Source organism: Bradyrhizobium sp. HKCCYLR20261 (assembly GCF_051168435.1).
In the GTDB taxonomy this organism is placed as follows: Bacteria; Pseudomonadota; Alphaproteobacteria; order Rhizobiales; family Xanthobacteraceae; genus Bradyrhizobium.
In genome coordinates this window covers 85900-104734 of the sequence record NZ_JBNPUZ010000005.1, presented here as the reverse complement: position 1 = coordinate 104734, position 18835 = coordinate 85900, and the positions used below count along the sequence as shown (strand labels likewise).

The window sequence follows — 18835 nt, the reverse complement described above, 5'->3', positions numbered from 1 at the left end:
CTCGATTGCTTCGCTGCGCTCGCAATGACGGAGCAAGCTGAATAAGCGGAGAACCTCGGCTCTAACTCATTAGGCGAGCGCTCGTGAGGCGCTGCCTCACGCCTCTGCGGCCGCCAGCGTCTCGGTCTCGAGGAAATGCTCCGCTGCCAGCAGGCCGCTCAGCAGCAGGTCGCGGGCGCCGCGCAGCGAGCGCAAAGCGCGGTTGAACTCGATGCCGGTCGACACCAGGCCGCGCAGCACGGTCGGATTGCGGGCCACGCCGCGCAGGATCATCGGCAGGTCGATGTCGCCATTCGGCTTGATCGCGTCCTTGGCGAGCGACGGCAGCGTGCGATGGGCCGGATCGGAGATCACGCGCAGCGCCGCGAACGGCAGCCCGAATTCTGCGGCATAGGCCGCCGCAATGTGGCTTTCCATGTCGACAGCGGCCGCGCCGGTCTTCATGCGTAGCGCAGCCTTGCGGGCCTGCGCCACCACCACTTCCTCGGCGCCGGCGAGCACGCCGCGCACCACACGGCGCTTCTTCAGCGCGGCGCGGGCGATGTGCTCCTCACGAAGGGAAAGGCCTGACAGCCAGCGGGCATCGCCCGCGGTCACTTCGGTGGCGACGACGATATCGCCGGCCTTCAGGCTGGGATCGAGGCCGCCGGCCACGCCGAAGCTGATGACGCCACGGATCGAGGTCGGGTCGAACACGGTCAGCAGCGAGCGCAATTGCTTGGGATCGCTCGAGCTGCAGATGACCATCATGCCAGGGCCGGCCGCGATGCGAGCCTCCTGCACAAGTCCCGTCACGACCAAGACCGGCCGCGGATCAATCGGGCGATCCGCGGACGAATCGTCCCCCATCCCCAACTTCACAATCCGACCCCTGACACCTTCTCGGACGTCGCGATCCGACGTCTCCGTCTCTTGTTCCAAAGCCTTAAGCCGCAGCAGCGCCAGAGCGGAAAGACCTTAACAAACCGAGGATTACGCAGAAAAATTCCGCGAGGAAACCCCGTTTGCGCCGCACTGCACCCGTAGGCGAAGCGTTTTTTGCCCGGTGTTGCCATTTGGTCCCGCTGGCGCTTGTTCCAGTCGGGAACAGGATCGCCAAAGCTTCACCGGCCATGGAACTTTAAGCAAGAAACGAGCCACGAAAATGTGAGACTCACGCCAGGAGGCGGGATCGAGGGGGGCGGATGTGAGCAAATGGATCGCCCGAGCCTCGCCAAAACAACTGGTGTCGTCCCGGACAAGCCCGGCAACGCGCAGCGTTGGCGGGCGCCGATCCGGGACCCATACTCCGTGACACCTCTTGGTTGGGCCCGCTCGACCGGCAGCGCGTTTTCACCACAACCGCCGCGGCGTATGGGTCCCGGCTCGGAGGCCGGGACGACACCGAGGGTGTGGCGCCCTGCTCGGCAGATCCGAAGGTTGGCGCTGCATCGACGATGCGCAGCCGCGCCGTGGCGGCCGTTATCCCAGCAGCAGATCGGCTGCCCGATCACCAGATCGCACTGAGCCCTCGATCGTCGCCGGCAAGCCGGTGTCCGTCCAATCGCCCGCCAGCGCGAGATTGCCGAACGCCGTCTTCGCACCCGGCCGCAGCGCGTTCTGCTCCGGAGTCGCTTCGAAGGTCGCACGGCGCTCGCGGACGATCTGCCACGGCGGCAGCTCGGCGGAGATGCCGGCGGCCTTGCAGACATCGGCCCAGATCGCTGCTGCAAGCTCTTCGCGGGGCATGTCGACCAGGCGGTCGCCATTGCTGATCGTCACCGACAGCCGCTGCGGAAACGCGAACAACCACTCGATCAGGCCGCCGACGACGCCGAGCAGCGGCGGCGCATCCTTTGGCGGCGTGATGCGGAAATGAGCATTGACGATGGCGCGATACTTCGTCGGCCCGGTCAGCCCCGGCAGGAGGCCCATCGCCGGCCGCGGCGGCACCGCCAGCACGACGACATCGGACGGCCCGAGCGCAACGGTCTCCTCACCGAATTTCAGACCGGTGACGCGGCCGCCCGCGCTCTCCAGCCCACGCAATTCGCGCCCGATTCGCACGCTGCCGCCCTTCCCTTCCAGGAATTTCACAGCCGGGTCGATCAGCACGCCTGACAGCCCGTCGCGCGCGATCAGAGGACGGCACGCCTGCCCGCCCGCCAGCAAGGTCTCGCGGACGATGGCGCCGGCGAGCCCAGCCGAGCCCTCCGGCGGATCGCAGTTCAGCGCGGCCAGCAACAGCGGCTGCACCAGACGGTCGTACAGCGTGCCCTTGCAGGGGATCGTAGTGCCGATGGTCTTGGAGGTGCCGGCCCAGATCAGCGGCGACAGCGCCAGATAGTCGCCGAGCTTCGTATCCGGCACGCGGCGGCTCTCGTCGAACACCCACAGCGGCAGCCGGCCGCTGCCGAGATCGAGCAGCCAGCGCTGCCCGGTCTTGATGTCGGCGAAGGCGAACTGCGCCTCCTTCGGGCCGACCAGTCCCGCCTCGGAGCCGATCGTGCGGGCGTAATCGAGCACGTGATGATTGGCCGACAGCAGCAGGTGATTGCCGTTGTCGATCACCAGATCGGTCGCGGCGTCGTAATAGGAGCGGCAGCGGCCGCCGAGCTGCTGCGTCGCCTCGTGAACATGGACGACGTAGCCCGCATTGGCGAGCCGCACGCCGGCGGAAAGGCCGGACACGCCGGCGCCGATGATGTGAGCGGTCTTCTGCATCAGATGATTGCGTAACGGAGGATGATGCCGATCTTCGTGAGCTTGCTCACGCGGACGGGCTCGCGCGGCAGCGCGAAGCCGCGTTCGAGCAGCAGGTCGAACACGGCGCGGTAGTATTTCGACATGATCCGCGGCGCGCGCACCGCGCGGCGGCGATTGCGCCGCATGATCTCGTCGGCCTTCTCGAAATGCGTCTTGGCCCTGACCGCCACGGAGTTGCAGACCTTCGGCAGCGCGCGCTCCTGCGTCACCTTGGCGGGATCATCGCCGGTGATGCCGGCGAACAGCAGCGCCTCGCGCGGCAGATAAAGCCGGCCGATGGCGGCGTCCTCGTCGATGTCACGCAGGATGTTGGTGAGCTGCAGCGCGCGGCCGAGATGATGGGCGAGCAGGATGCCGTCCTCCTCGGGCATGCCGAAGATACGCACCGAGAGCCGGCCGACCGCGCTGGCGACGCGGTCGCAATACAGGTCGAGCGTGGCGAGATCCGGCGCGCGGATCTCGGCCGGCACGTCCATCTCCATGCCATCGATGATGGCGAGGAAATCCTCGCGCTTCAGCCCGAAGGTCTTCACCGAAGTCACGTAGTCGCGCAGCCGCGGCGGCGGGTGGCCCTGGTACAGCGCGTCGATGTCGTCGCGCCATTGCTGCAGCGCCGCCAGCCGTTCGGCTCGCGGCCCGTCGGAATCGGCGATGTCGTCGACCTCGCGGCAGAAGCTGTAGACCTGGAACATCGCGTCGCGCTGGGCGCGCGGCAGGATGCGCATGGCGGCATAGAACGAGCTGCCGGAGGCAGCCGTGCCGTGGTCGATAGTCTCTGCGGTTGCTTCGAGGGTCATGCGCCCGCCGATTTGGTCTGGGGATGGCGGCCAGCGACGCGGCGGCCGATCTCGCCCATCACAGAGGTGAAGGTGAGGCCGAGCATGCCGGCCGGCGTCAAATGCACGCGTTCGCTCAGGGGATCGCGCACCTGGAGCAGCGCCACGATGCGGTCGGCGAAGGCCTGGATCACCGCGATCTCGAGCCCGAACCGGAAATCCTTGACGCCGCTGTTGAGGTCCCTGCCCTCCTCCAGCAGCGCGGCGTTGCGCACCGCGAGCTTCTGCAGGCAGCCGAGCAGTTGCGGCGACGACTTGGACTGCCCCAGCATCTCGACGGTCGCGCCAGCCTCGGCGAGCGCATCGCGCGGGAGATAGACGCGGTTCAGCGCCTTGTAGTCCTTGCCGCAGTCCTGCAGGTGGTTGTTGATCTGCAGCCCGGCGCAGATCGCGTCCGACGCAGCCCAGGTCGACACATCCTCGCCGTGCACGTCGAGCATGAAGCGGCCGACCGGCATCGCCGAATAGCGGCAGTAGTGGATGACCTCGTCCCAGTTCTCGTAGCGCAGCTTGGTCACGTCCATGCGGAACGCGACCAGCAGATCGAGCGCGTGGCGCGGGGACATGCCGCGCGTCGCAAGCGCCCGGCGCAGGCTGACGGCGACGTCCTGGGTCTCGCCGGTTCCGGTCAGCTCGGACTCGAGCAGATCGAGCAGCCGCAGCTTCTCGTCGCCTGGCAGGCTCGGATGATCGGCAATGTCGTCGGCGGTGCGCACGAAATTGTAGAAGGCGAGGATCAGCGCCCGATGCTCCGGACGGATGATCCAGGAGGCAACCGGAAAGTTCTCGTCCCGGTGTGTCTTGCCGGATCGCAAATCGCTCGCGGTGGTCATCGACGAAACAGCTATCAGGTTGAAGGGGCTTACGGAAAACAAGGCCCGCCGCTTCGCTCATGCGAACGGATTGCTGGCCCCCATATAGGGCAAGATCCGGCCAAAACCAATGCAATCGATGCCGGACCGCCCATGCAGTCCGGCCGCCGCCCGCCCCTGACGGGCGGGCCGACGGCCGTTAACCAAGATGGTCCGGAAGCATGCTTCCGGACGGCACCCGCTTACTGGTTGTGGCTCTTCAGCACCTTGTCGCATTCGGGGGTGATCTTGGAGCGGTTCTCCTTCAGGCACGCCAGGATCGTGAAGTCGCCCTGATCGATCACCGCGCGGCAATGTTTCTGAACGTCACGGGTGCAGGCCGCCTGCTCTTCGGCGGTGCCACGTCCGCCCTGCGCGACGGCGGCGGTGGAAACGGTGAGCGACAGCAGGGAAAGTGCCAGGACAATCTTACGCATCGTGTTCCTTCATTTTGACAGCAGAGGAGACCTCCCGGATCGCCGTTGCTGCCCGGGAAACACCTGTTTGGTTTGGCAAGGACCGCAAGCCCCCCAGCGCCGGAGGTACGCTGCCAAATGCGGCCAAATTTACGCCCTATGATCCGAAGCAGCCCGGCTTCGGCATCACAGCTTTGGCATAAACAAGGCTTTGATACTAGGGCATTATTTTCGGAACACGTTTTTCGTATTTGGCTGTTGCAAGCATGCCGCGCGGACCGTTAGATGCGCCGCCGCGGAAGCTGTGGATTTGCAGCAGTTCGCGAGCAACGATATTCGGCGCCGGCCGGTCGCACGGTGCCGACGGGCATCATGGCGACCGGTCGCAGCGCCCGACCGGCCGTCATTTGAACCTAACCTTCGGCGAGAACACCAAGTGTTCGAAGCGGCTGCTTAAGCCGGCACACCGTGTCATTCTGGATGGGAAACTCGATATGAAACTGTTCGGCTCACCTTTCTCTGGGCGCGTCGTCAAGGCCGCCGGTCTCGGAGCAGCCCTGTTCGTGGCGGCGACCGCAGTTCACGCGCAGTCGGGCCCGTTCGCCGGCTTCGACGGCTCGTGGTCCGGCAACGGCACGGTCGCGCTGTCCGACGGCACCACCGAGCGCATCCGCTGCAAGGCCAGCTACCGCGTGGCCGGCGCGAACCTCAAGCAGAGCCTGCAATGCGCCAGCGACAGCTACAAGTTCGATCTGTCGAGCGACGTCACCAGCCAGGGTGACCGCATTTCGGGCAACTGGAGCGAGTCCAGCCGCAACGTGAACGGCGAGCTGCAGGGCACCGCGGGCAACGGCCAGATCGACGTGTTCGTCCAGGCCGCCGGCTTCGCCGCCAGCATCACCTTGAAGACCAGCGGCAACAAGCAGGTCGTGCAGATCTCCTCGAAGGGCGAGATCCGCGGCGTCAACATCACGATGTCGAAGACCTGATCGGGTCCATCAGACCCTGGAACATACAAACGGCCCTGACGATGTCAGGGCCGTTTTGTTTTGGTTGTACCGTCGCAGCATTCGGACGCGCTTCAAACCACCGCCGTCGTCGCCCGGCTTGACCGGGCGATCCAGTATTCCAGAGGCGGTTGTGATAGGGCCGATAAGCTGCGGCGTACTGGATCGCCCGGTCGAGCCGGGCGATGACAGTTGTGTGTGAAGGCTCCACCGCTCGCTTCACGGCGATCCTAGTTGTGTGAGGGCTTAGACCAAGCCCCTACACCGGCTTCCGCTTCAGCTTTTGCGACAGGTTGATCAGGAACATCGCGGTCGGGCGGAGGATGAAGAGGTCCGCGAACAGCGCCGCGACCATCGAGAACGCGCTGAGCCAGCCGAACAGCCGCAGCGACGGCAGGTCCGAGAACACCGTGACGACGAGGCCGCAGGCCAGCACCACCGTGGTGAGGATCAGCGCAGGACCGACCAGCACGGTGGCGCGCTCGACGGCCACGGCCGCACTGACGCCGGGCGCGCTTTCCATTCGCAGCCGGTTGAGGAAGTGGATAGTCGCGGACAGGCCGAGCCCAAAGGAGACGGTCAGCGCGACCACGCTGGCGAATTGCAGCCCCTCCCCCATCGCCCACAGCAAGGTGCCGGACATCACAACCGGGAAGATGCCTGGCAGGATGCAGGCCAGCATGACGACCCAGGACCGGAACGCGAGGCCAATGAACATCGCCACCAGCGCAAACTCGATGGTCAGGCCGTGGTTGAGCTTCTGGATCATGCTGGCCGAGTTGCGCGCGGCAATCGCAGCCAGGCCGGTCACCGCGACCTCATAGCCAGGATGCTTCTTCCTGACCGCGTCGAGCTCGTGATCGAGCTTGTCGACGACCGGCAGCAACTGGCTCGAATCGAGGTCGGGCACGCGGCCCGCGACCACCACCGCGTCCTGCTCCTTGTCGATGAAGCGGCGCACCAGATGCTCGGGGATCAGATTGACGTATTCCTGCAGCGTCGCGGTATCCGACGATTGCGCCTTCTCGGCCAGCCAGCGCCGCAGCGTCTCCACCGACCAGACGTTGCCGACACCGGCCGTCTTTTCGACGGTGGCGTGGACGTCGGCGATGGTCTGCAGCGTCTCCGGCGCGTAGAGCGAGGCGCCCTTGGGGAACTGGATGAGCACGTTGACCGGGTTGGCGCCGGTCAGCTTGGCATCGAGGCGGTCGCTGGCCGCCACCGCCTGCTGCTTGTCCGGCACCTGGTCGGCGAGACGGTAGCGCGGCTCCAGGCTCGCATAGATCACCGCGAGACCGCCGACGAAGATCACCGCGATCAGGCTGAACAGGCCGGGACGGCCGACCATGCGGACCGCGATCCAGTAGCAGAAATTGCGCAGCGCCTGGACACCGGCATCGGCGCCCTGGAACTTGACCGCGAACACCTTCTCGTTGCGCACCAGCAGCACACCGAACACCGGCACCAGCGACAGCACCGCCACCAGCGCGATGACGGTCGCGGCAAGGCCCGCCTCGCCGAATTTGCGGATCAGGTCGCTGTCGGAGAACTGCAAAGCGATGAAGGAAATGCCGGCGGTGGCGTGGGTGAGCACGCAGGCGGGACCGACGACGAGCACCGCGTTCTTGAATGCCGTCACCTTGTCCTGTCCCGCGATCAGCCGGTCGCGGGCTGCGAATGTCAGCTGCATCGAATCGGAGAAGCTGATGACCATGATGAGCGGCGTCATCACGTTCAGGAACATGTTGAGATTGAAGTTGGCCCAGCCGAGCGCGCCAAGCGCGAGCAGGATCGCGATCAGCGGCGGGAACGCCGCCGCGACCATGAACGAGACCTTGCGGAAGAAGATGATCGCGATGATGCAGCCCGCGAGGATGCCGAGCACGTTGTAGGTCAGCCCGTCGCGCTCGACCGCGTTGCGGATTTCGAGCTGCATCACCGGCACGCCGGAGAGCTGTACGTTCAGGCCGGTCTCGGCGAGGTCATCGGTCATCAGCTTGCGGATTTCGCCGACGACCTTGCCGAGATCGTTCGACGCGACCACCTTCGGCTCGAGCGAGAGCACGATCAGCGCCAGCGTGCCGTCTTCCGACAACAGCTTGCCGCGGATGATCTCGTTGGATTTCACGGTCTCGATGAACTTGTCATAGGCCTCGCCCTCCGGAAGCTCCGACGGGAACAGGGCCGCGGGCAGCTTGCCCGGCGCCGGTGCCTGGCGGGCCGAGAACAGCGACACCAGGCCGCGGGTGCCCTCGACGAGCTGCAAATCGGTCACGAAGTCGCGCAGCTTTTCCAGGTTCTGCCGGGCCAGCAGCGTCTTGCCCTCGACGACGACGAGGACATCGAATTCCTCGGCCGGGAACTTCTTGGTGACTTCCTCGTACTGATGGAATTCCTTGCTGTCGGAGCGAAACAGCTGGCTCAGCGAATCGTCGATCTGGATGCGCTTGATGCCGAACACGGCCCCGACGATCAGCACGAGCAGAACCAGGCAGGAGATGATCGGCGCCTTGACGGCGAACAGGCCGATGCGCTCGATGCCGAAGGCGATGCTGTCGGCCGGTCGCTGCTCGACCTTCTCGACATGGACTTCGTTGTCGTGCCTGACTTCCAGCATGCGGTGTCCAGTGGTTGGGGCGCGGCCCAGTTCGGAAGGCCTGAGCGCATAGGGCAGAAATAAGGCCGCTCGGCGAAGCAGAGATGACCGGATTATGGCCCGCAGCCCAAGCTAATCCTTGAAAAAACGTGAAAATTTGTCGAGCCAGGGTCTAGCAGGGTTCACTCCCGCACCGCAACCGGGGGCGCCACACAAGACGGCGAGTCCGCAAGGAGAATGGGATCACGCCACGATTCTGTCATGCTTGAAAAGGGCATGGCGGCGGCGCACCCGGCGCCACGCTCAAGCATCCAGTCCCCAACAGCCTACCGGATCCGGCCTTGCCCCTCGAGGGCGAGGCGGGGCTGCCCGGCCCTACCGACGGAGTTCAGCCGGCCGGAACGGCGGCCTCGCGCAGCCGGAGCGAATAGTTCGACGCGTTCTGATGGCCGCGGGAGGCGGCGCGGGCGAACATGATCAAATGATGCGCGATCATCGCCACCGCGATGAAGTTCTCGATCTCGCCGCGCTTGAGCTGACTCCAGGCAAACCGCCAGAACGGCCGCTTGTAGTCGCCGAGCACGCCGACCTTCCAGAAGATCTTCCCCATCATGACAAGGCCGCGCTTGATGTTCGGCCAGGTCTTCATCTCGTCGCTGACCGGCATCTTGATGCGGTTGGAATAGGTGTTGTCGCACTGATGCTTGAAGCGCGCGAACAGCCGCTCCGGCTCGTAGGCGACTTCCATGCAGCGGCGCCAGCCTGTCACCACGTCGTCATAGGGCATGAGGAACTTGACGTTGGAATCGCGGCTGTCGTCATGCACCAGCCTGCCCTCGCGCTCGAGCCGGTCCCACAGCGGGGTCTTCGGCAGCGCCTGCAGCAGATTGATCGTCAGCAGCGGGATCCGGCTCTCCTCGACGAATTGCAGCAGCGCGTCCGCGGTCTGCGGCGTGTCGGTATCGAGCCCCATGATGATGCCGGAGACGACCTCCATGCCGTAGCTGTTGATGGTCCTGATCCCCTCCAGGATCGGCACCATCATGTTGTGGTCCTTCTGCATCGCCGTGAGCGCGTCAGGATCGGGTGTCTCGATGCCGCAGAAGATCGTGATGAAGTAGGCCTCCCGCATCTTCTCCAGGATCTCGGGCCGCTTCGCGATGTTCAGCGTGGCCTCGCAAGCGAGCCGCATCACATAGCCGGTACGCTTCTGCCATTCGATCAGATGCGGCAGCAGATCCATCGCCGCCTTGCGGTTGCCGATGAAATTGTCGTCGACGAAGTAGACCGAGCCGGTGACGCCGCATTCCCGGAGCTTGTCGAGCTCGGCAATGATCTGCTGCGGGCTCTTGATGCGCGGGTTGCGCCCGTACAGGCCGGGGATGTCGCAGAACTCGCACTGATACGGGCAGCCGCTGGAATACTGTATACTACCGAGGAAGTATTTCGTCACCTCCGCCAGCTCATAGGCCGGCACCGGGAACTCCGTCATCGCGACGCGCTCGTTGGTCCGCAGCACCACCTGCTGCGCGGGCCGCGACGGATCCCGCGCCAAGCGCTCGATCAGTTCGTCGGTGGCATCGCCGAGCTCGCCGACATGGAGATAGTCGAAGCTCGGATAATAGTCCGGGCAGGCGCTGACAGAGGGGCCGCCGAGCGCCACAGCCAGGTCGAACTCATGCGCGCGGCGGCAGATGTCGTTCATCTGCTGGCGCTGGATGTGCATACCGCTGACGAACACGGCTTCCGCCCAGGTGAAATCCTCCTCGCGCGCAGGCCGGATGTTCTCGTCGATGAAGCGGACTTCCCAGGATTTCGGCAGATAGGCCGCGATCAGCAGCAGTCCCTGGGGCGGCATGAAGGCCTGCACGCCGTCGGTGAGCGGATAGGCATGCTCGAAGGTTCCGAACGACGAAGTATAGCGCGGAAACACACAAAGAATACGGCGTATCGTTTCGGTGCGTTCGAATCTCATCGACCATCCTCGCAACGACCAGATATCCGGTTACCTTACGGTGGGACTTAACGCTTCGCTACCCCCTTCCGGAAAAGTTGAGCCCGCGGCTCGCCGCCGAGTCACCTGGGTTGTTGGAATGCCTGCATGACTCAGCGGAACCTGGCTGCGCGAATTCCACCGGACCTCTCAGCTTCACCTCTGGCGTCGGGCACCGCGGCGCGCCGGACAGCGATCATCGCAGCCGGTCGCCAGCGTATCGCAACAGACCGACGGGCGCCTGCTCGTGCCGGGACGTCGGCAACGGCTGCGGCGATGAACCGGGCACCCGTCATCCGTAGTTAAGCGGATACCGGTGGTGGCAAAGTGCGGCGACTCGCGTCCTAACAAATTGAAATTCAAAGAAAAGTACGCGCGGGTTGTATGGTAGTTGCGATGGCACTTAACGGTTTCTCCATGAAGCTTTTGCATAACTATTAACAAATAAGCACCGTGTCCGTGTCACCCAACTGCGGTATTCCAGCTCATGACTTCACGTCAGACGTCGGCGACGACGGCCTCGCGCCACTCCATCGCGGTCAAGCTCTACGCGATCTTCGGACTCTTTGCGCTGCTCACGGCCGCGATCACCTGGTTGTCGGACTACAACTCACGGCGTGCCGCCGAGCTCACCAAGGCGATCGAGACCGCCAATCTCGCCGCGCTCAACGTGCAGCTGGTCAACGGTCTGGTCTACGCGGTCGTGATGGAATCGCGCGGCGTGTACATGTCGACCGATCCGGCGGTCGTGAAGCGCTACGGCGATGGCCTGCTCAAGTTCAACGCCGAGATCCTCAAGGTCGTCGACAAATGGCAGTCGATCGTGCAGGTCGACGATGCGCAGCAATTCGCGACCTTCAAGAAGCGCATCGAGCAGTTCGTGGACTTCCGCAAGGAGCTGGTGCGGCGTGCCAATGAGATCAGCCCGGCCGCGGGACGCGAATGGGGTGACAACGATGCCAACCGCTCGGTCCGCTCGGCCCTGAACAAGGATCTCGACGAACTGTCGAAAGTCTATCTCGAGCGCGGCCGCAAGATCGGCGAGGCCACCGAGACCAACCGGATGCTGTCGCTGGTGCTGACCGGCCTCGGCGGCGTGATGCTGCTGCTCGTCGTCGCCGGCGTGGTGATCATCGCCCGCTCGGTCGCCCGCCCGCTGTCGCAGATCACCGAGACCATCCGTCAGGTCGCGACCGGCGCCGAGAACGTCGAGGTGCCGCATGCCGGCCGTGCCGACGAGATCGGCGAACTCGCCCGCGCCATCGGCGTGTTCCAGCAGGCGATGGCGCATAACCGCGACCTCAATGTCCAGGTGTCGCAGGATTCCGAAATCCGCGAGGCCCGCGCCCGCCATATCGAGTCGGCCGTCGAGCAGTTCCGCACCGCGATCGGCGGCGTGATGCGCACGGTGACCGAGAACGCCGCGGCGATGCGCAGCACCGCCGAGACGATCACGCGCCTCACCGCGGACGCCAATGAACGGGCCGGCACCGCCGCCAGCGCCACCACCCAGGCCTCGACCAACGTCTCCGCAGTCGCCAGCGCCGCCGAGGAGCTGTCGACCTCGGTCGAGGAGATCGGCCGCCAGATCCAGCAATCCGCCGGCGCCGTCGCCCAGACCGGCCACCGCACCGAAAAATCGATCACCGAGATCGAGGGCCTCGCCGCCGCCACCCAGCGCATCGACGGCGTGCTGACCCTGATCCAGACGATTGCCGAACAGACCAACCTGCTCGCCTTGAACGCCACCATCGAGGCCGCCCGCGCCGGCGAGGCCGGCCGCGGCTTTGCGGTCGTCGCCCACGAGGTCAAGGCCCTGGCCGGACAGACCGCGAAGGCCACCGAAGAGATCAGCCAGAACATCGGGCTGATCCAGGCCTCGACCAAGACCGCGGTCGATGCCGTCCGCGAGATCGGCGATGCCGTCCGCGGCATCAACGAAATCACCACCAACATCTCCAACGCCATCCAGCAGCAGGACCAGGCGACGCGCGAGATCTCGGTGAATGCGCAGTCCACCGCGCAGGGCAATCAGACCCTGGTCTCCAACATCGGCTCGCTGCGCGACGCCATCGGCGAGACCTCGACGGCGGCCGCTTCGGTACTCTCGGCCTCCGGCGATCTCAATGCGACCGCGCAGACGCTCGCCCATGAGGTCGAACGGTTCTTCCAGAACCTGCGCTCCGGCCCGTCATCCGACACAAGGCAGCGCAAGGCGAGCTGACCGGCACGCACGAGGCCGCGTTCCGCCTCAGGCGTGCACCGCGTCCCGCTCCGGAAACGCGATGATCGGCGCGGCCGAGAGCAGCGCCTTGGTATAGGCATGCTGCGGCCGGTCGAACACGTCGTCGCGGCTGCCCTGCTCCACGATCCGCCCGCCCTGCATCACCACCACGCGGTCCGCGACCTGCTCGACGGCCGCCAGATCGTGGCTGATGAACAGGCAACCGAAGCCATATTGCGCCTGCAGTCGCGCGAACAGGCTGAGCACCTGCGCCTGGATGGTCATGTCCAGCGCCGACACCGGCTCGTCGGCCACGACGAAGGCCGGCCGGCGGATGATCGCCCGGGCGATCGCCACCCGCTGCCGCTGCCCGCCCGACAATTCATGCGGCCAGCGCTGCGCGAGGCCTGACAGCCCGACCTCTTCCAGCGTCGCCGTGACGCGGCCCGCTCGCTCCGCCGCCGTGAGCCCGGTGTGGCGCAACGGCTCGGCGACGATGTCGCCGACGCGCATCCGCGGATCGAGCGAGGAATACGGGTCCTGGAAGACCAGCTGCGCGGCGAGGCGGAAGTCCTGGTCGATCGCCGACGTCACGTCGCGGCCCAGGAAACGCACCTCACCCGCCGCAAGCGGCAGCAGCTGCAGCATCGCGCGGCCGAGCGTGGTCTTGCCCGAGCCGCTGCCGCCGACCACCGCGACGGTCTCGCCGGCACGAATGGAGAGATCGACGCCGTCGACGGCCATCAGGCCCGCGTCGCGGCGAAACAGCCGCTGGCGGCCGGGAAATGCCACCTTCAAGCCGCGGACGGCCATCACGACCTCGGCCGCTTCAGGGACGCTGCGCGCGGCGGTCCGGCGCGGCAGAGCCTCGACCAGTTCGCGGGTATAGGCCTCGCGCGGCTCGGTCAGAATCCGCTGCGCCGTGCCGGTCTCCACGAGCCGCCCGCGGCACAGCACCACGGCGCGCTGCGCGTAGCGCGCGACCAGGCCGAGATTGTGGGTGATCAGCATGACCGCGGTGCCGTGATCGCGCGCCAGCGCGACCATCAGGTCCAGCACCTCTCGTTGAGTCAGCGTGTCCAGCGCCGTCGTCGGCTCGTCCGCGATCAGGAGCTTCGGCCGCAGCAGCATGACGGAGGCCAGCATGATGCGCTGGCGCATGCCGCCGGAGAATTCGTGCGGATAGGCGTCGAAGGTCCTGAGCGGATCGCGGATCTGCACGCGCGCCAGCATGTCCAGACAGCGGCGGCGCGCCTCGTCGCGCCCCAGGCGCTCGTGCAGCAGCAGCCCTTCCATCATCTGCGCGCCGATCGTGAGCGCCGGATTGAGCGAGACCATCGGCTCCTGGAACACCATGCCCATGACCGGCCCCCGCAGCGCGCGCAGCCGGCGCGGCGGCAGCGCGGTCAGATCCTCGCCGTCGAGCATGATGCGTCCACGGCTGCGCACCAGCCCGGCCGGCAGCAGGCCGAGCACGGCGCGCGCGGCCGCCGTCTTGCCGCTGCCGGACTCACCGACCACGGCGACGAACTCGCCGCGGCCGATCTCGAACGAGATGTCATGGACGATCGGCGCGCCGGTGGCAGTCGTGATGCCAAGACCCTCGATCCGGAGCAGCGGCGCCGTCATCGCTGCGCCATCCGCGGGTCGAGGCGATCGCGCAAGGAGTCGCCGAGCAGGTTGATGCCGAGCAAGGTCAGCGCAATGCACAAGCCGGGGGCGATGCTCAGCCACGCCGCGCTCTCCATATAGGGCCGGCTGCCGGCCAGCATGTTGCCCCAGGTCGGCGCCGGCGGCGGCACGCCCAAGCCGAGGAAGCTCAACGCGCTCTCCGCCAGCAGCACCCAGCCGAACATGCTGGTGGCGAGCACAGCCACCGGCGCGACCGCATTGGGAAGCACGTGGCGCAGCAGCGAATAGAGCTCGGAATTGCCGAGCACGCGTGAGGCCTCGATATACTCCTTCTCGCGGATCGACAGCACGGTGCCGCGGACCACGCGCGCGACCGAGGGCATGTAGGCCAGCGCCAGTGCGAGCACGAGGCCGAACGTGTTGGCCCCGATCACGATCATCACCGCAAGGGCCAGCAGGATGCCGGGGAACGCCAGCAGCGCGTCGTTCACAGCCATGATCAGGCGATCGGTCCAGCCGCGCCAATAGCCGCTGATGCTGCCGATCAGGACGCCGGCGGCGACCGCAAGCACGACGGTCGCAAGCGCAACGATCACGCTGGTCGACGCACCGGCCATGATCCGGCTCAGCACATCGCGACCGAATTCGTCGGTGCCGAACCAGTGCTGCGACGATGGCGGCTGCAGGCGCGCCCGCAGATTGACACGTAGCGGATCGAACGGCGTCCAGAGCTCCGCGCCCAGTGCCGCGCCGACGAGCAGCGCGATCAGGACGCCTCCGATCGCCGTATTCGCCCGGACCCTCATGCCACCGCCACCCGGGGATCGAACAGCGGATAGCAGAGATCGACGATCAGATTGACGACGACATAGATCAGCGCCGTGAACAGCAGGCAGCCCTGCACCACCGGATAGTCCCGCGCGAAGATCGAGTCGACCAGCAGGCGCCCGAGACCCGGCAAGGTGAACACCGTCTCGATCACGGCGATGCCGCCGAGCAGATGGCCGAGCACCAGTCCGATCAGGGTCCAGGTCGGCGCAAAGGCGTTGGGCAGCACGTGACGCGCCAGCACGCGCCATTCCGGCACGCCCTTGGCGCGCGCATGGGTGACATAGTCGAGCCGCAGCACCTCGATCGAGGCCGCGCGCGCCATCCGCGTCAACACGCCGACCTCGATCATCGCCAGCGTGACCACCGGCAGCACCATGAACAGCGCGGCGCCGACGAAGCTCTCCGAGAACGGCACATAGCCGACGACGGGAAGCCATTTCAGCTTGAGGCCGAACAGCAGAAGCAGCAGCAGGCCGAGCCAGAAACTCGGGATCGACAGCAGCAGCGTGGCGCTGCCGACGATGACGAGATCGATCGCGGAGTTCTGCCGCCAGGCAGCGATCAGGCCGGCCGGCACGGCGATACAGGCCGCGATCGCGACCGCGACCAGCACGATCGCGGCGCTGACCTGGAAACGCTCCAGGATCAGCGGCAGAACCGGCAGGCCGTTGGTGATGGAATGACCGAGATCGCCTACCGCGAGCCGCTCGAGCCAGTACAGGAATTGCACCGGGATCGCGCGATCCAGACCGAGCTGCTGCCTGAGCGCCGCGGTCTGCGCCGCGTCGGCAGCATCACCCAGCATGACCTGGACGGGATCGCCGGGAATGAGGCGCACCAGCAGGAACACCGTGACCGCCACGATGAGCAGCGTCGGGATCGTCGTCACCAGGCGGCGCAGCAGATAACCGAGCATCGTCCTCGAACTCCGGCGGTCAGGGCTGCAGGCTCACGCCCCAGAACCGCGCCTGCGGATAGAGCCAGCCGGCATAGCCTTTCACCGACTTGCGCAGCGCAGTGAGCTCCGAGCCGTTGAACAGCACGATCATCGGGACATCGGCGATGAAGCGCCGGTGCATCTCGTCGAACAGGGCCTGTCGCTTGGCCGGATCGGATGTCAGCATCGATTGGCGCAGCATCTCCTGGGCCTCGGCATTGTCCCAGACCTTGCGCGGCTGTGACGCCTTCGGCCCCATCACCATCTCGAAGCTCAGCGACGGATCGAGCCGGGCCGAATAGATGAACGCCATCGCCTGGTAGTCGCCCCGATTGTAGCGATCGAGCTGCGCCGCCCAGTCCAGCACCTCCAGTTCGATGTTGACGCCGACCGCGCGCGCCATCTCCTGCGCCAGCACGGCGGCATCGAACACGAAACTGTAGCGCTTGTTGGTGATCAGTTTGATCGGCTGGCCGCGATAGCCGGCGGCTGCGAGCAGCTTCTTGGCCTCAGCCAGGTCCTGCTTGTAGCCCTGCGCCTGCACGCCGCCGTGGAACGGGCTGCCGATCGGCAGCGCCGAATTGTTCGCCCGCGCGGTGCCTTCCATCACGACATCGACGATCTGCGGCATGTCGAGCGCAAGCGCCAGGGCACGACGAATCCGAACGTCCTTGAGCAGCGGATCGCGGGTCTGGAACAGGATCCCGGTCATGCTGAGCGAGGGCGTGATGCTGAGCTGCACCTCGGGCCGCGTCTTCAGGTCGCCCATATCCGGGATCGACAGGCTCATGATGACGTCGAGGTCGCCGCTGAGCAGGCCGGCCTTGGCGGCCGCGCTGTCCGGGATGACGTTGAAGCGCACGCGGTCGACGGCCGCCGCCTTGGCGCCGGTCAAGCCGGTGCGCGGCTCGTTTCGCGCGGCGTAACCGTCGAACTTGATCACATCGACATATTGCCCGCGCTTCCACTCGCCGAGCTTGAACGGCCCCGTCCCGATCGGCGCGATCCACTTGCCGTCGGCGCCGACGGAGTCGCGATGAAGGATGGCCGTCTGTCCGCAATCCGGACGGGCCAAGGTCGGCAGGAACAAGGCCGTCGGCTGGTCGAGCGTCACCGTGACGGTCTGCGCATCGATGGCGTCGATCTTCTCGATCCGGGCAATCCCGTTCGGACCGAACTCCGACAGGCAGCGCCATTGCGTGGCGGGATCGAGCCAGCGCTTCAGCGACCAGACCACGTCGTCTGCCGACATCGTCGCGCCGTTGTGGAATTTGACACCCGGACGCAGCTTGAATGTGTAGCTCTTGCCGTCGTCCGATATCGTCCAGCTCTCCGCGAGCATGGGCCCAACCGACGTATCGTCGCGGAAGGCGACAAGACCTTCGACGACATGCGCCATCACGCCATCGGTGTTGGCGTCGCGGTTGGTGCCGGGATCGGTCGACCGGATGTCGGCATTGAGCCTCGTGCGCAGCAGCGTCTCCGCGCCGGCACCGGGCGAGCCTGCCAGCAGCGCAATCAATGCGCCGGTGAGCAGCAAGGGAAAGCGCCGGACGGACCGCATCATGACGCCAGGGCGGCTGGGGCGCGGTCCGCGCCAACCGCCATCTCAAGCCGGTAGCTGGTGAACTGCTTGTTCAACGCCGGGAGCGGCGCGACCTCCATGAGACCGTCAGCCGGCTCCATCACGATCATCGCGACGGTGGCACTGAGATTGTTGCCGAGATTGCGCCGCGGCGGACGGCACACCGACCAGGGATCGGCGAAATTGTCGAACAGCGCCGCTTTCACCGCGTCCTTGGTGATGGCGCCGATCTGCGGCTGCAAGAGGTCGCGGACGCGAATGTCGCGATAGAGGCTGCAGGGCGTGTTGGCGATGCCTGTGTCCTTGAGCTTCGACAGCGCCACCGGGCTGACGAAGTGATTGGCATGCACCAAAAGCCCCCGCTCCGGGTGGACCTGGAAGCTCTCGTCCGGCGCGCATTCGAAGTCGATCGCCACACCCTCGCAATGGCTGACGATCATGTTGTTGGCGGCCGATTTCTTGGTGCAATAGACGGTGCGCATGGCGAGCGCGACATGCTCGCTCTCCAGCACCTTGCGGCGGATCAGCGCCAAGGGCACGCCGACCTCGCGATAGTCGCGGTCGGATTCGAGGTAGTTCGCGGTGATGGCCACGCCGATCGCGTTGAACCCGGAGCGTCCCAGCGCGCCCGCCTCGGTGAATGTCAGCAGGTCAGGCCCGTTGTCACGGCGCACCCGCAGCACCACCGCGGTCTCGACGCATTCGCGCTTCCAGTCCCAGTTCTGCGCGTGAATGAGACGGCGATGCGCGGTCGCCACAGGCAGCGCGACGACACCGGTGCAGCCATCGGGCTCATCGGGCGTCTTCAATCGCGCCCGCACCTCGGGCCGCGCCAGCTTGAGAATCTCGGTCCGCGCGTTGAGCAGCACCACGTCCTCGAACGGCACGTCCGCGCCCGCCGCGATGCCGCGCATTTCCTCGACATAATCAGGCTCGAACTGCTCGATGACCGGCAGATAGTCGCGTACCAGCGCGGCAACGCCTGCCGCGTCCAGCGAGAGATCCCTGAGCTGCGCCAGATAGTGCGTCGTACCCTTTCGGATGCGGGCCACGGCCTGCTGGCCATATTGAACACCCCGCTGGTACGGCGCGCCGGAGATTTCGATCAGGGGAAACGGTTCGATCATCACTGTCGCAAGCTTCCTTTACGCAACTTCCCTTTGCCTTCCTCAAAACCGTAAT

The 18835-nt window shown here is 65.9% G+C and carries 14 protein-coding genes; 2 read left to right on the top strand and 12 right to left on the bottom strand.

Annotated features, from left to right (window positions below):
* Positions 1-96 precede the first annotated feature (96 nt).
* The 5 genes from ACQR1L_RS13120 to ACQR1L_RS13100 all read right to left on the bottom strand — a co-directional run bounded on the left by ACQR1L_RS13120 (position 97) and on the right by ACQR1L_RS13100 (position 4869).
* On the bottom strand, positions 97-861 hold the full coding sequence (locus tag ACQR1L_RS13120; protein ID WP_434858382.1) for a phosphorylase: 765 nt from the start codon (positions 859-861) through the stop codon (positions 97-99).
* Between the two features lie 600 nt (positions 862-1461).
* Positions 1462-2703 carry a hydroxysqualene dehydroxylase HpnE gene (hpnE, locus tag ACQR1L_RS13115; RefSeq protein ID WP_434858381.1) on the bottom strand — a complete coding sequence of 414 codons (1242 nt, stop codon included), beginning with the start codon at positions 2701-2703 and terminating at the stop codon, positions 1462-1464.
* A complete protein-coding gene (gene hpnD / locus ACQR1L_RS13110; protein WP_434858380.1) occupies positions 2703-3542 on the bottom strand; it encodes a presqualene diphosphate synthase HpnD in 840 nt (279 codons plus the stop codon). The genes hpnE and hpnD overlap by 1 nt, the downstream gene beginning before the upstream one ends.
* Positions 3539-4414 (bottom strand): squalene synthase HpnC, encoded by an 876-nt coding sequence (gene hpnC, locus ACQR1L_RS13105; RefSeq protein WP_434858379.1) that lies wholly within the window; start codon positions 4412-4414, stop codon positions 3539-3541. The genes hpnD and hpnC overlap by 4 nt, the downstream gene beginning before the upstream one ends.
* A gap of 221 nt (positions 4415-4635) precedes the next feature.
* Positions 4636-4869: a hypothetical protein gene (locus tag ACQR1L_RS13100; RefSeq protein ID WP_434858378.1), complete on the bottom strand. Its 234-nt coding sequence runs from the start codon at positions 4867-4869 to the stop codon at positions 4636-4638.
* Between the two features lie 473 nt (positions 4870-5342).
* Here ACQR1L_RS13100 and ACQR1L_RS13095 point away from each other — a divergent pair, with 473 nt between their 5' ends.
* Positions 5343-5837: a hypothetical protein gene (locus ACQR1L_RS13095; RefSeq protein ID WP_434858377.1), complete on the top strand. Its 495-nt coding sequence runs from the start codon at positions 5343-5345 to the stop codon at positions 5835-5837.
* A gap of 277 nt (positions 5838-6114) precedes the next feature.
* Here ACQR1L_RS13095 and ACQR1L_RS13090 read toward each other — a convergent pair whose 3' ends face one another.
* Positions 6115-8472 carry an efflux RND transporter permease subunit gene (locus ACQR1L_RS13090; protein ID WP_434858376.1) on the bottom strand — a complete coding sequence of 786 codons (2358 nt, stop codon included), beginning with the start codon at positions 8470-8472 and terminating at the stop codon, positions 6115-6117.
* Between the two features lie 367 nt (positions 8473-8839).
* Positions 8840-10426 (bottom strand): B12-binding domain-containing radical SAM protein, encoded by a 1587-nt coding sequence (locus tag ACQR1L_RS13085; RefSeq protein ID WP_434858375.1) that lies wholly within the window; start codon positions 10424-10426, stop codon positions 8840-8842.
* A 505-nt stretch (positions 10427-10931) separates the two neighbouring features.
* On the opposite strand from ACQR1L_RS13085, the gene ACQR1L_RS13080 reads away from it, so the two are divergent.
* Entirely contained in the window at positions 10932-12668 is a 1737-nt protein-coding gene (locus tag ACQR1L_RS13080; protein WP_434858374.1) for a methyl-accepting chemotaxis protein, read from the top strand.
* Between the two features lie 27 nt (positions 12669-12695).
* Here the strand turns inward: ACQR1L_RS13080 and ACQR1L_RS13075 are convergent, their stop codons facing one another.
* Genes ACQR1L_RS13075 through ACQR1L_RS13055 form a run of 5 tightly spaced genes read right to left on the bottom strand, consistent with a single transcriptional unit; the run spans position 12696 to position 18780 of the window.
* Complete coding sequence (locus tag ACQR1L_RS13075) at positions 12696-14297, bottom strand: ABC transporter ATP-binding protein (protein WP_434858373.1); 1602 nt, start codon at positions 14295-14297, stop codon at positions 12696-12698.
* Positions 14294-15106, bottom strand: a complete 813-nt coding sequence (locus ACQR1L_RS13070) for an ABC transporter permease (RefSeq protein ID WP_434858372.1) — start codon at positions 15104-15106, stop codon at positions 14294-14296. Before ACQR1L_RS13070 ends, ACQR1L_RS13075 begins: the two co-directional genes overlap by 4 nt.
* The gene (locus ACQR1L_RS13065; protein WP_434858371.1) at positions 15103-16047 is read right to left on the bottom strand and encodes an ABC transporter permease; all 945 of its coding nucleotides are present in this window, start codon (positions 16045-16047) and stop codon (positions 15103-15105) included. The genes ACQR1L_RS13070 and ACQR1L_RS13065 overlap by 4 nt, the downstream gene beginning before the upstream one ends.
* A gap of 19 nt (positions 16048-16066) precedes the next feature.
* Positions 16067-17635 carry an ABC transporter substrate-binding protein gene (locus ACQR1L_RS13060; protein WP_434858370.1) on the bottom strand — a complete coding sequence of 523 codons (1569 nt, stop codon included), beginning with the start codon at positions 17633-17635 and terminating at the stop codon, positions 16067-16069.
* Entirely contained in the window at positions 17632-18780 is a 1149-nt protein-coding gene (locus tag ACQR1L_RS13055) for a C45 family autoproteolytic acyltransferase/hydolase (protein ID WP_434858773.1), read from the bottom strand. Before ACQR1L_RS13055 ends, ACQR1L_RS13060 begins: the two co-directional genes overlap by 4 nt.
* Between the last annotated feature and the right edge of the window lie 55 nt (positions 18781-18835).